Annotated in this window: 8 protein-coding genes and 1 other annotated feature; of the genes, 2 read left to right on the forward strand and 6 right to left on the reverse strand. The window is 39.3% G+C overall.

Annotation, left to right across the window (positions count from 1 at the left end; translation table 11 throughout):
- Nucleotides 1–189: 189 nt before the first annotated feature.
- Nucleotides 190–705 carry a TlpA family protein disulfide reductase gene (locus tag ABC357_RS10425; RefSeq protein WP_412887441.1) on the reverse strand — a complete coding sequence of 172 codons (516 nt, stop codon included), beginning with the start codon at nt 703–705 and terminating at the stop codon, nt 190–192.
- A gap of 172 nt (nt 706–877) precedes the next feature.
- Nucleotides 878–3,241 carry a penicillin acylase family protein gene (locus ABC357_RS10430; RefSeq protein ID WP_412887442.1) on the reverse strand — a complete coding sequence of 788 codons (2,364 nt, stop codon included), beginning with the start codon at nt 3,239–3,241 and terminating at the stop codon, nt 878–880.
- Nucleotides 3,242–3,457: 216 nt separating this feature from the next.
- Between ABC357_RS10430 and ABC357_RS10435 the strand changes: the two genes are divergently transcribed.
- A complete protein-coding gene (locus ABC357_RS10435) occupies nt 3,458–3,862 on the forward strand; it encodes a hypothetical protein (protein WP_412887443.1) in 405 nt (134 codons plus the stop codon).
- Between the two features lie 193 nt (nt 3,863–4,055).
- Here the strand turns inward: ABC357_RS10435 and ABC357_RS10440 are convergent, their stop codons facing one another.
- Nucleotides 4,056–4,430: a YhfM domain-containing protein gene (locus tag ABC357_RS10440; RefSeq protein ID WP_412887444.1), complete on the reverse strand. Its 375-nt coding sequence runs from the start codon at nt 4,428–4,430 to the stop codon at nt 4,056–4,058.
- Nucleotides 4,431–4,721: 291 nt separating this feature from the next.
- Nucleotides 4,722–4,959, forward strand: a binding site (T-box leader).
- A 57-nt stretch (nt 4,960–5,016) separates the two neighbouring features.
- On the opposite strand from ABC357_RS10440, the gene ileS reads away from it, so the two are divergent.
- On the forward strand, nt 5,017–8,088 hold the full coding sequence (ileS, locus tag ABC357_RS10445; RefSeq protein ID WP_412887445.1) for an isoleucine--tRNA ligase: 3,072 nt from the start codon (nt 5,017–5,019) through the stop codon (nt 8,086–8,088).
- Nucleotides 8,089–8,458: 370 nt separating this feature from the next.
- Here the strand turns inward: ileS and acnA are convergent, their stop codons facing one another.
- From acnA to ABC357_RS10460, 3 genes are all read right to left on the reverse strand, one after another.
- Complete coding sequence (gene acnA / locus ABC357_RS10450) at nt 8,459–11,191, reverse strand: aconitate hydratase AcnA (RefSeq protein ID WP_412887446.1); 2,733 nt, start codon at nt 11,189–11,191, stop codon at nt 8,459–8,461.
- Between the two features lie 632 nt (nt 11,192–11,823).
- Nucleotides 11,824–12,219 carry a hypothetical protein gene (locus ABC357_RS10455; RefSeq protein ID WP_412887447.1) on the reverse strand — a complete coding sequence of 132 codons (396 nt, stop codon included), beginning with the start codon at nt 12,217–12,219 and terminating at the stop codon, nt 11,824–11,826.
- Between the two features lie 184 nt (nt 12,220–12,403).
- A complete protein-coding gene (locus ABC357_RS10460) occupies nt 12,404–13,396 on the reverse strand; it encodes a zinc-binding dehydrogenase (RefSeq protein WP_412887448.1) in 993 nt (330 codons plus the stop codon).
- Nucleotides 13,397–13,801 lie beyond the last annotated feature (405 nt).

Consider the following 13,801-nt stretch of genomic DNA (forward strand, 5'->3'; position numbering starts at 1 on the left):
CAAGCTGCCGGCGAATATACTATATACCGGAAAGTCTAGAGACATATCGTTTTTAATAATGGGACATGAAAAACAACCATAAAACTCTACCATTCAAGGGTCCCTGCCTGGAGTCTGCTTTTTTTGTACTTTATTGGAAATGGAACCCTTCTTTTTGAGGAAAAGCCTGCAGATTCAGGACCATTTTCATCACATTTTTTTATATTGTTTTTTTAATTGTTCATATGTTATCTGGCCAATATGTTTATATGCGATATTTCCTTTCTTATCAATAAAATAGGTCGAAGGAAAAGCAATTATTTCATATGTTTCGGAAACATGCGTTTTATCCTCCAAGAGGACTGGGAATGTGATTCCATAGGAACCGGCGAAACCCTTGACATCATTATAAGGATCATTATTAATAGCGAGCAATTCGACGTTTTGTCCATATTCGGCATAAAATTTCTGTAGATCTGGCATTTCTTCTTTACATGGCGGGCACCAAGTTGCCCAGAAATTAATGATTACATTTTTGCCCTTCAAACTACTTAGCTGCACTTCTTTGCCATCCAGGTTTTTCAGCGTAAAATTAGGCGCTGCCATTCCCTTTTCAAGCCCAGGCATTTTTTCCTGATTCAAATCTTCCTTTCGGTCCATTGCTTGTACAATAGCAGCTCCAATTAAAATAAGCAAAATCGATGCAGCAATTATTTTTTTTGCCATAGTTATTGCCTCCCGTTATTCCCATTGCCCTTATTGTATCTTAGAAAAAAATACAGAACAAACATTTATTTACACTATATGAAATGAAAGGGTTTTTAATCCTGTTTGAATAGCCAGCAAAAAAAAGCAGACTAGCTCCCTAAATGGATAGCAGATCTGCTTTTTTTGTTTGTTATGGATTCAATGTCAACTGTTCGCCTTTTGCTTCGTTCAGTTTGGTTGTATGGTATTTTCCATTAACCCAATCTTCCATTTGATCCTGATACCATTTACTCTTTACATGCCCAGATTGTCCTGGCCCGACTAACTGATAGGATTGGGATAAATCCTGCAAATCCGCAACAAATCTCCATGATGCACCATGGTCGACTGTCCCATCAGGCTCAAATCCTGCAGCCTGGACGGTCACTGCACTTCCGTTCGCAGGAATCCCCCCTTTCGGATTGAAGATATAGTTCAAAGGTGAAACAGCTGACAATGGATGATTGAATCGAATTTTATGGTAATCTCCCCATGACCAATCAGAAGTCTTATCCCCTTGCATTTCTTTTATGGAAGAAATGGTGTTTTTTAATGATTTTTCGAGCAGCTTTTCAATGCCTCCCTGTTCTTTCACCCAAGGTCCTTCATTCCCTTCCAATGCCCTGCGGAGCAATTCGTCAACTGCTTGCTTACGGCCGCTGAACAATTTAAACGTATCTTCAGGGATTTGTTTGTCAAATAAGCTATTGGATATATTCGCCATCCACAAATTAAAAATCAGTGGCGCTTGCTTATCCTTTTCGTCCTTGAAATTCCATTTCTTTAAAATCTCCAAAGCAGGTTTGACCTCTTTATCCGATGAAACTTGTAGCTCTTTTAGGAATTGCGGAACAAATTCCCGCGCCTGAAGATTCAACACATCGCTCTGCAACGCCTTCATGTCACTGGCATCAAGCTGATCATTGCTTTTAAGGACTTCCTGTATTCTCATCTGCCTGTATGGCTGTGCCCAGTTATTGCTTATATGGTAAGGATAATCATCGGAGGCCACTTTATTGTTCGCTGTCGATACAAAGCCTTCTTTTGGATTGACTGTACGCGGCAGCTGATTATACGGAATATATCCTGTCCATTCATAATCATCATTCCAACCCGGTACAGGCAACATTGAATCTCCTTTTTTCCTTATAGGTATATTTCCGTTCGCCTTATAAGCGATGGTGCCGTCCGTTGAAGCAAACACAAAATTTTGAGCTGGAGTATTAAATTTTTCCAACGCTTTTTCAAACTCATTCCAATCCTGGGATTTATTCATATTGATGATAGCTTCCAGCTCTGCGGATGGATCAAGTGCCGTCCAACGGAGTGCAAGTACCTGGCCCTTTCCGCTCTTGCCTGCAAATTCAGAAATAATCGGTCCATGGCGCGTTACAGTGACTTCATAAGGAATGGTCTTTCCTTTCTTTACTTTAATAGGTTCTGGAATAATTTCGGCCTGCTCCCATTTGCCATTATGCAGGAATTGATCCTTATGCTCGCCATTTCTCTTTTCGATATATAAATCCTGTACATCTGGACCGGTATTGGTTACCCCCCAGGCTATTTTTTCATTGTGGCCGAGGATAATGCCTGGTATTCCGGCAAAAATGACACCGCTCACATTTACTGCTGGCGCCTTTAATTGCATTTGATACCAAATGGCTGGAGTCGCTAGTGCAAGATGGGGATCATCAGCAAGCAACGGCTTGCCGCTCTTCGTCTTGCTTCCGCTGACAACCCAATTGTTGCTTCCGTTATATTCTGGAGGAATGATGGCAGCGGCAAAACTTTTGCTTATATCGACCTCATCTTTGGAAAGAATATACGGGGCATTTTTGGGATAACTCGGAAAAAGGTCATACGCCTTTTCCTTTGGGAAGTTTTGAAGCAAATATTGCCTGAATGCCTGATCCTCCCAGTTTCCTCCAAGATCGAAGGCCATGTATTTTCCGATGGTCAATGAATCCACTGGCGTCCATGGTTCAGGCTTATAGCCTAATATGGAAAATTCAACCGGAAGCTTTCCGTCTTTTGACGCTTCCTTCATATACAGATTGACACCTTCAGCAAACCATTCCAATACATTCTTGCCCTCTTCCGTATAGGCATCATATGAATCTGCTGCTGCCCTTCTTAATCCTAAAGTCCTAAAAAATTTATCTTTGTCAACCATCGCTTTACCGATTACTTCACTTAATCGCCCTGAAGCCTGCCTCCTGCTCAAATCCATTTGGAAGAGGCGGTCCTGTGCTTGCACATACCCTTGAGCCACATATAAATCATGTTCGTTCTTTGCATTCAAATGAGGCACACCCGACGAATCTCTCGTAACCTGTACTGGCTGCTTTAAAGCCTTAATCGTAATATTTCCTTCGGTCTTGGGCATTCCTTTAGCTAAAAAGAGATTAGCCGCTATGAGTCCGGCAATGATTAAAATAATAAGGACAGCAATCGCCCATAGAATTATTTTTTTCGCTTTACGCTTCGGCCGCTGTTTTGTTAACACTGTCTCCATTTCTTTTCCCCTTTCTGTCTGAACAATAAGGTCACTCCCTACTTAATTCGACTTGAGGCGATAATTCCCTACTTTCGTTATCTTTTTTTTTACTAATTCGTTCAATACTTTGCAAAAATACAAATTCCAACGCCTATCTTTTGAGACTATTTGTGAACGAGTGTATACTTTTAGGTATCAAATATGGACAATATACGCTAACAAAGGGAGATTTACATGACAACAACAGTTACTGAACACGAAGAAATGCTTCATCAAATTGACCTTTTGAAAGAGGATCTAGAGAGGGTGCAAAATGGCATCACGAAACAGCTTATTGAGGAGGAAATCGACCGCATTGAAAAACGGATTCATGTTTCGCTCAACTGGAAATTCCTTTATATCGATATTCACTTCATCGATGGAAAAAAAATTAAACGTGCCAGTATCCGGGCACAAAAAGGCGATAGCAGAATGATGAATGGCACAGAGGCAAAAGCTTTATTGAGAGAGGCAAAAGAAGTATATATTGAATCAGACCCTCTATCTTCTGTGAAGTTTGCACAGTATGTGAAAACGGAGAGTATCGCCCATTATATGGTGTACTACGGATTGCCGGAAAAAAACGAAATCTCTTTATAAACCAAATTGGATAGAAAAAGCAAGTCCCCTTGTTGGATACCCGACTAACAAAGGGGATTTTTTTCTTCTCGAAATCTAGCTGCTTGATAAAGGACAAACCACTAAAAAAGGGGTTCATTGTACTGATCATTGAAGGATATACATATAAAAACATCAGAAAGGGAAAGCGTTTTTCCGCTCTCCCTTTCTGATGTTATTCAATTCTCAGCATCTTATTATATGTTTGCCTAATAAAATAAGAATGTTCACCATATAATAACGTTTTATCACCTCTAAAATATGCATGAACAAAGAATGTTTCTTCACGATTATTTCGGTATAGTATAGTGAGTTCAAAATCCTCTTTATTTACAAACTTATACCTCTCATTTGAAGATTCTGCTCTATTAAGGATACGTGTAATCTTTTTAATTTCTCCTTTATCTGAGATGATTATTGGTTTTTCATTTTCTTCTTTTGTATTTTTTATGGTTATTTGATCAATATTGGAAAAGCCGTTGTAAAAATGATTATAGGTAACGAATCCTCCGATAATCAGAGCAACCAGTAGAATTATTGCTTTTTTCATATTGCCCCCTAACGACACTTCAGCTTATAATTTTGTGATACATTCTTAAAAGAATATATTCTGTCCATTCGGAAATAATCCTTTTAAATCATTTGAATTTACCCTAATTAAATTGATTTCCTTTTATACATAAAAATACAACTATAGAACCTTCATCTTCCATTTGGGCAAGAATAATATAAATTTTCCTTTGCATAGTGAAAGTTGATAATTGCAGTACTTTCTGAAATATCATTTTTTATTATTGACAACAATTTCGTATTTTGTTAATATTTGGAGCAATAAAAGCATACAAATTCGTTGATGAGAAAGAGTAGTGTTTCGCCTTGTTCTCCAGAGAGCTGACAGTTCGGTGAAAGTCAGTGTTCAAGCGCTACATGAAAATCCTCTCTGAGAAGGTTAGCTGAAATCAGTAAGCGAACCCGGGTGTCTACCGTTAAAAAGAACACGTATGATTGTACGTTGCTAAGTGCTATTGGATCGGATTCAATAGAATTAGGGTGGTATCGCGGTTAACCCCGTCCCAAGTAAGGGACGGGGTTTTTTGTATGCCTTTTATACAAATAGTATAGGAGGAATGGATGCAATGAAAAAAGAAACCATACAACAACGAGAACAAAGGATTCGCATGTTTTGGGAAAAAGCAAATATCTTTGAAAAATCCATTGAAAATCGTCATGAACATACACCATTTGTATTTTATGAAGGGCCACCCACGGCTAATGGCTTGCCTCATGTAGGCCATGCTTTAGGAAGAACGATTAAAGATGTAGTTGCTCGCTACAAAACGATGCAAGGGTTTCTCGTTGAACGAAAAGCCGGTTGGGATACACATGGTTTACCAGTAGAGTTAGGCGTGGAAAAACAACTTGGGATTTCAGGTAAACAAGAAATAGAAAATTATGGAATAGAACCATTTATTGAAAAATGCAAGGAAAGCGTTTTCACATATGAAAAAATATGGCGTTCCTTTACTAAAGAACTTGGTTATTGGGTGGATATGGATCATCCATTTTTAACCTTAAGCAATGGGTATATTGAAAGTGTATGGAACATTTTACGTAAAGTGCATCAAGATACACTACTCTATAAAGGGCATCGTGTATCTCCCTACTGCCCTAGCTGTCAAACATCTCTAAGCTCACATGAAGTAGCACAAGGTTATAAAGATGTAAAAGACTTATCCGCTACGGTTACATTTAAACGTACAGATAAAGATGAATATTTCCTCGGTTGGACCACCACCCCATGGACATTGCCAGCTAATGTCGCCCTTGCAATGCATGCAGATATAACGTATGTAAAGGCCGAACTTGATGGAGACATTTATATTGTGGCAAAATCTCTGATGACAAAAGTGGTTGCCGTCAAAGCGAACATATTGAGTGAACATAAGGGAAAAGAATTTGAAGGTGCTGCCTATCATCCTCCGTTCGATTATGTAAATGTAGAAAAAGGACATATTGTTGTCATGGCCGACTATGTAACAGAAACAAGTGGTACTGGGATTGTCCACATTGCCCCGGCTTATGGTGAAGATGACTATCGGACTGTCCAACAAAATGGACTATCATTCATTCATGTTGTTAATCAACAGGGCCGTTATACGGAAGCGGTAACAGATTTAGCAGGACGGTTTGTCAAAGATTGTGATGTAGAAATCATTAAGCTACTAGCAGCATCAAAATTATTGTTCCATAAAGAAAAATATACTCATAGCTATCCGCATTGCTGGCGCTGTGATTCACCGCTACTTTATTATGCAACAGATAGCTGGTTTATTAAAATGTCATTATTAAAAAAGAAACTAATTGAAAATAACGAAAAGGTTAAATGGTATCCGGAGCATATTAAAGAAGGCCGGTTTGGAAATTTCCTTGAACATGTAGTCGATTGGAATATCAGCCGTAATCGTTATTGGGGAACACCTTTAAATATATGGATTTGTACAAATTGTGGTCATGAGGAAGCACCAGGAAGTATAGAAATGCTCAAGGGATTAGCAACTAAGCCTCTTCCGGAAAACGTAGAATTGCATAAACCATATATTGATGAAATTATGTGTAATTGTCCAAAATGCCATAGCGAAATGAAACGGACATCTGAAGTAATAGATGTTTGGTTCGATAGTGGTTCAATGCCATTTGCACAGCATCACTATCCCTTTGAACAAGCAGCATTCACACACCAGTTTCCTGCCGATATTGTAATTGAAGGAATTGATCAAACACGAGGATTTTTCTATAGTTTATTAGCTGTTTCAACACTGTATACAGGGCAAGTTCCATATAAAAAAGTGTTATCGCTTGGCCATGTTTTAGATGAACACGGACAGAAAATGTCAAAAAGCAAAGGGAATGCACTAGACCCAATAGAATTAATACATGTTTATGGCGCTGATGCATTAAGATGGGCTTTACTAGTAGATAGTTCGCCTTGGAATCCAAAACGGTTTTCGAAAAAAATGGTTCAAGAAGCAAAATCAAAATTGGTGGATAAGCTCGAAAATACATTTCATTTTTATCAGTTGTATGCATCGATTGATGGGTATATGTATAACCCCTCGCTTCCTGCTCAACAGACAAAGCTAGATGAATGGATATTATCACGGCTTCACAGCACCATTCAAAAAGTGGCTCTTTACATGGATGATTATCAATTCACACAGGCAGCTCGCGAAATCGCAAAATTTGTAGATGAAGTTAGTAATTGGTATGTACGCAGATCCAGACAACGTTTTTGGGCTTCTGGTTTATCAGAGGACAAACGGGCTGCCTTTAATACATTATTTGAGGTACTGAGTGAAGTCTGCAAGCTATTAGCACCTTTCACACCATTTATAGCAGAAGATATGTATATGAAATTGCATCAAGAAAGTGTCCATTTACAAGACCTTCCACAAACAAATAATCGACGTATCCATCCTATTCTTGAACAAGAAATGAATTGTGTCATGAAAATTGTTGAGCTTGGCCGAAATATTAGAAATGAACAAAATTTAAAAGTAAAACAACCATTAGCTCAGATGATTATTTGCTCAAATGAACATTTCGAAATGTATCAAAACATTATTCAAGAAGAACTGAATGTGAAGGAAATTCGTTGGACTAAGCATTTAACGGGGTTAGAAGATATAACTTTAAAATTGAATTTTAAAAGTGCCGGCGCTGTTTATGGAAAACACGTCAATGAGGTAAAAGAGTATGTCGAAAGCATCTCTTCCGCCGAAAAAGAATCATTACTATCGGAACAAAAAATAAAAATACACTTATTAGGCCAAGAATTCGAATTGGACATGGCGCACATATACACAGAATCACATGTAAAAGAAGGCTATTCCCTTGCAGAAAATGGACCATTTAAGGTGTTATTATCTACGTATTTAACTAGTGAACTGATTGAAGAAGGCCAAATTCGAGACTTTATCCGTTGTATTCAAGACATCCGCAAAAAAATGAACTATCCTATCGAAAAATATATTGATCTTCATATCCAATGCACGCCTGAATGTCAGAAGTTCATTAAACGATATACAAAACTAGTGAAAGCGAATGTACTTGTACGAGATATACAGTTTGTATCGTCAATTGAATCACCATCCGCTATTGCCTATCCATTTGATAAATCAGAAGTAATTTTTACAATGCATGTAAAATAGGAATAACAGAAAACGCATTCTAACCAAAATAGAATGCGTTTTTCAATTCATTTGCAGGCGTATACATATTACTGTTTAATTGGATTAAAGATTCGATTTCCTCCACATGCACAATTCAGAACACTTTAAGAATATCTTTGATTAAGATTGCAAAACAAATTCTCGTATCATAAATTGCTGAAGGAAACCCCCTCGTATATACAGTAGATCCCCTAGATTGACAGCATTGTTTATCAAAGGAAAGAACAAGACGCTAACTGTTAGAGACGATTTTTTTAATTATATTATTGATAATTTGGAACATAGTTTATTTAGAATTATCAACGTAAAAAAATGGCCCGCCAAATAGTGCGGACCATTTTTTCTATCATTACGCTTCTTGTTTGTCGTGTGATTGTAATTTATCACGCAATACCATAGGAAGAATTCCTCCATGGCGGTAATAGTCGATTTCCACTTCACTGTCGAAACGGACTAAAGCTTCAAATTCAGTCACTTTTCCTTCTTCATCAGTTGCAGTCACTTTGACATAATCTCTAGGTTTAACTGTTTCATCAACAGCTACCTCAAACGTTTCCTTACCTGTTAGGCCAAGTGTTTCAGCGCTGTCCCCTTGCTTGAATTGCAATGGAAGAACACCCATCAATACTAGGTTAGAACGGTGGATACGTTCGAAGCTCTCAGCGATGACTGTTTTAATGCCAAGAAGGTTTGTGCCTTTGGCAGCCCAGTCACGTGAAGAACCCATACCATAGTCTTTGCCTGCGATGACCATCAAACCAGTGCCATCTTGCTTGTATTTCATGCAAGCATCATAAATGCTCATCACATCGCCAGTAGGCCAATAAGTTGTATAGCCTCCCTCTGTTCCAGGAGCGATTCCATTACGGATACGGATATTGGCAAACGTACCTCTCATCATTACTTCGTGGTTACCGCGGCGAGATCCATATGAGTTGAAATCTCTTGGTTCAACACCGTTGTCGCGCAAGTAAATGCCTGCAGGTGTTGTTTTGCCGATTGCTCCGGCAGGTGAAATATGGTCAGTAGTGACGGAGTCGCCGAATTTTCCTACTACACGCAAAGCATGAAGCGGTTCGACTGTACCGGCGCTAGGCTGCAATCCTTCAAAGAAAGGAGGGTTCGCAATATAAGTGGACTGTTCATCCCAAGAATAAAGCGGTTCGTTTCCAGTTTGGATTTCATTCCAACGCTCATTATCGCTGAACACTGTATCATATTCTTTTTTGAACAATTCCGGTGTAACTGTTTTAGAAACCACTTCTTTGATTTCTTCCGCAGATGGCCAGATATCCTTAAGCATAATGTCGTTGCCCTTCGCATCTTTTCCAAGCGCTTCGCTGTCGAAATCGATGTTGACTGTTCCGGCAAGAGCATAGGCAACAACCAATGGAGGTGAAGCCAAATAGTTAGCCTTAACGAGCGGGTGGATACGGCCTTCAAAGTTTCTGTTACCTGAAAGGACAGAAGTTACAAGCAAATCAGACTCAGCGACCGCTTTTTCGATTTCAGGAGCCAATGGGCCGGAGTTACCGATACAAGTTGTACAACCGTAACCGACAGTATTGAAACCTAATTGTTCCAAATAAGGAGTAAGGCCGGAGTTATTCAAATATCCAGTTACAACCTTTGAACCTGGAGCCAATGATGTTTTTACATAGGCAGGCACATGCAGTCCAGCTTCAACCGCTTTTTTGGCCAATAGACCGGCGCCGACCAATACATAAGGGTTTGATGTATTGGTACAGCTTGTAATAGCTGCGATGGCAACTGCACCTGTCTTCATTTTAACCTCTTCTATTTCAGAGAAAGGAACCGTAATTTCTTTAGAAAGATCAGCGGCATCCAAGCCAAATCCATGATTTCCTACTGGGGCGCTAAGCGCTTCTTTGAAAGATTTCTTCATCATACTTAATGGAATCAAATCTTGCGGGCGTTTAGGACCTGATAGGTTTGCCTCGATAGCCGAAAGATCGATTTCAACTACATCTGTGTATGTCGGCTCGACGCTTTCGTTTGAAAGGAATAATCCGTTCGCTTTGCAATACTCTTCAACCACTTTAATATGGTCTTCATCTCTGCCTGTCAGGCGCATATAATCTAGCGCTTCCTTATCCACAGGGAAGAAACCGCAAGTTGCTCCATATTCAGGTGCCATGTTGGCGATCGTCGCACGGTCTGCCAATGGCAAATTCAATACGCCAGGGCCGAAGAATTCGACGAATTTATTTACAACGCCTTTTTGGCGAAGGACTTGTGTCACTTTCAATGCTAAATCCGTTGCAGTTGCTGCACTTGGAAGTTTTCCGACCAATTTCACCCCGATAACTTCAGGAACCGGGAAGTAAGATGGCTGGCCGAGCATTCCAGCTTCTGCCTCGATACCGCCTACACCCCAGCCAAGGACGCCGATACCGTTGATCATTGTTGTATGTGAGTCGGTACCAACCAATGAATCAGGGAATGTATCAAATTCGCCTTCAGCATTCTCGATTTCATGTACAACTGAAGCTAGGTACTCTAAGTTCACTTGGTGGACAATACCGGTTGCAGGTGGAACCGCACGGTAGTTATCAAATGATTTTTGGGCCCAGCTTAAGAACTGGTATCGTTCATTATTTCGTTGGAACTCAAAATCCATGTTTACTTTCAATGAATCCGGTGTTCCCGCTTTATCAACCTGAACAGAGTGGTCAATAACAAGATCAACCGGGATTTCAGGATTGATTTTATCAGGGTCGCCGCCAAGGTCCGCCATTGCTTTACGCATGGAAGCCAAATCTACGACTGCCGGCACGCCAGTGAAATCTTGTAGGATTACACGTGAAGGCTTGAACGGTACATCTACGTCTTTTTGTTCACTTGTGCCCCATTTTGCAAGATTTTCTACATGTTCTTTTGTAATGACTCTGCCGTCAACTTGTCGTAGGACAGATTCAAGCAATACTTTAATGGAATATGGCAATTTTGCCACGGAGCCGATTCCGGCCTCTTCCAATGCACTTAAGCGGTAATAATTATAGCGCTTTCCGTTCACTTCAAAAGAAGAGCGCGATTGAAATACATCATTATTTTTCCCCATACGATGTTCCCCCTCTTTTCTTCCAAATTATAAGAAATGGTCATAAAAATACGCTCGGCAAACACTTTTGCCAGGCTATACCTTAACTATAATGGAAAAAATACAATATGTCGAAAAGTTCGGTCATTTCTCCCATCCTACTTTTCTCTCAATTAAAGTGTACAAAAATTATAACGATAAGTAAATGACAAGAAAGTTATTGCAATTGATAAGTTTTTCTTATCGAAAAGTAAAACACGAAATATAAAAGGCTTTCACAACGGTATTTTCATCACCATTTCTTGTTCCTTGTATACCCTCGCTTTCTACCTTAAAACTATTTTTAGAAAATTTAACCGAAAAATCCTCATTCTAATTTTGCACAAATGTGTCAAAATCTTCCCTTCATATTGACCTATTTCACAGCTCATCCTTCACCTCATTGCTACCATAACGGAACTAAAAAAAGAGCATATAAGTATGCACTTTTTCCATTTTATTGTTTTAAGCCATCAATTGTCATAAACATTCTTGAGTAGACTTCTTGGATATGCTCATTCGTTTTTTTAATTATTCAAACTATATCCCTATTTTTTAATTGTACCGTCTCCTTGCGAAGTAAAAATGCCAACCGCATATTCAGTACCAGGAGTCTAATTCATATTTTGGTTGTACCCCAAATCTTTTTCAGTAAAAGGGACATCATTATGTGTTCCTATAAAAAAGAGTGGAATGGTTGAATGTAAATATACATCATCATATTGGCTTTCAGCGGCTTCAAACAAATTTTTTTCTGTAATAAAGACCGCATCGTAAGGCTTTAGGTCTTCGTTTGTCACTTGCTCGAATGTAATCTCTGTAAACTTTACGCTTTCTTCTTTTACTTCTGGTGCTTTGCCGACCACGGCTATCCGTAATGCACCTCCTTCGTACAACTCAACATTAGGGCTTGATGTGCAAGCTGATAAGAATAACGATATCAGTGTTACAATTGCGGAATATATGTATTTCTTTCCTTTTTTCTTTTCATCGGCATCCTCCAAATACATATTTTTCCACCATTCCGATTATCAACTATTTTAACACTAATATCGATCACTGTCTGTTGGTTAACAGCTCTTTGCTATAATCTATGTCTTTTGTTTGCTCATTTACGGGTTAAAGGCAAAAAAAGAATTCGCCATATAAAAGGGAGTACAATTTACGTGAATTGCACTCCCTTTATTAAGAAAATTATGAAATTGACAAGCCTATTTTGCCGAATTGCCCTGCATCTTCCATATGTTTGATAGCTTTATCGTAGTCTTCCAGCTTCCAGATTTGGTCTATGACAGGCTTAATGCTGTGTTTTTCCGCAAAGGCAAGCAATTCTCTATACTCTTCTCCGCTTCCCATAGATGTGCCATGCATGGTTAATTGCCCATAAAAGAAATCGCGGAGATTCAATTCAATGACGTCTCCTGCTGAAGCGCCGAACGTAACGACTGTTCCGCCTTTTTTCAAAGATCTCAGCGACTTATGAAAAGTAGCTGCTCCAACACTTTCAATTACTAAGTCCACTTGGTTTCCATTTAATGACTTTTCCCATTCGCTATCGCTATCTATGGCAGATGATGCACCTAGTTTCAGCGCTAAATCCCTTTTTTTCTCAGAACGGGATGTAACGGTCACCTCTGCTCCCGCAGCCACAGCAAACTGCAGCAGGAATGTCGCTACACCGCTCCCTATTCCTGGAATCAGAATCTTCATCCCCGGCTTCACACGCCCTTTTGTGAAAAGGGCCCGATAAGCAGTCAAAGCCGACAAAGAAAGTACACCTGCTTCTTCCCAATTTAAATAATTCGGTTTTTCTACTGCATTTTCCTGAGGTATTACGATATATTCAGAGAACGTTCCATGATCGGGAAGACCTACAATTTCAAATGATTCAGGAGGGGCATCCGACTTATACTTCCAGCCTAACGAGGGAAGAATCATTACTTCTTTTCCTATCAGGCCTTCATCCACCCCTTCACCGACCTTCTCTATAATACCAGCACCGTCTGAACCTATGACGAGAGCTGGTTCTTCTTCTTTATGCCGTTGCAGGACAAATAAATCCCGATGGTTTAAACCTGCAGCTTTCATTTTGACACGTACTTCGCCATGGCCAGGTTCCTGAAGTTCTATATCCGATAACGATAGACCATCCTTACCGAGTTTCCCCTTATGTATAATTGCTTTCATGTGCAGTCCCCCTTTTTGGATAGTACTTTCATTGTATCTCCAGCCGTCTGTAAGAGAAACTATTTGGCTCAAGTCATGGGGAAAATAAGATAGCATGGCTGCTAATTCAATCGAAATCCATTTCATTTTTTAAAACGCGATTAAGCGCGTAACAAGCTTGATTCAAGTAATTAGCTTTTCTCTTATATACCTTAATATGACAAAAAAGCACCCCGAAAGATTGTCTCTACCTTTTGGGGTGCAGAACCATTCCGTTCCTATTTAGATTAAATAACCAATTACAGCCGGTTTTTGCAGAAATGCTTAACCAACTCGAAAATATCCAAATCATAGGCTGGATAATAATACGCTATTGCTTAATCACTATCATCTGGATCATACATCTGGATCATACATCTTCATCGA

Source organism: Bacillus kalamii, assembly GCF_047238185.1.
Lineage (GTDB): Bacteria > Bacillota > Bacilli > Bacillales > DSM-1321 > Bacillus_AD.

Bases quoted from the DNA above. Each gene is read 5' to 3' on its own strand.
- ABC357_RS10425 (WP_412887441.1), bottom strand. From the start codon at position 705: ATGGCAAAAAAAATAATTGCTGCATCGATTTTGCTTATTTTAATTGGA.
- ABC357_RS10430 (WP_412887442.1), bottom strand. From the start codon at position 3,241: ATGGAGACAGTGTTAACAAAACAGCGGCCGAAGCGTAAAGCGAAAAAA.
- ABC357_RS10435 (WP_412887443.1), top strand. From the start codon at position 3,458: ATGACAACAACAGTTACTGAACACGAAGAAATGCTTCATCAAATTGAC.
- ABC357_RS10440 (WP_412887444.1), bottom strand. From the start codon at position 4,430: ATGAAAAAAGCAATAATTCTACTGGTTGCTCTGATTATCGGAGGATTC.
- ileS (WP_412887445.1), top strand. From the start codon at position 5,017: ATGAAAAAAGAAACCATACAACAACGAGAACAAAGGATTCGCATGTTT.
- acnA (WP_412887446.1), bottom strand. From the start codon at position 11,191: ATGGGGAAAAATAATGATGTATTTCAATCGCGCTCTTCTTTTGAAGTG.
- ABC357_RS10455 (WP_412887447.1), bottom strand. From the start codon at position 12,219: ATGTATTTGGAGGATGCCGATGAAAAGAAAAAAGGAAAGAAATACATA.
- ABC357_RS10460 (WP_412887448.1), bottom strand. From the start codon at position 13,396: ATGAAAGCAATTATACATAAGGGGAAACTCGGTAAGGATGGTCTATCG.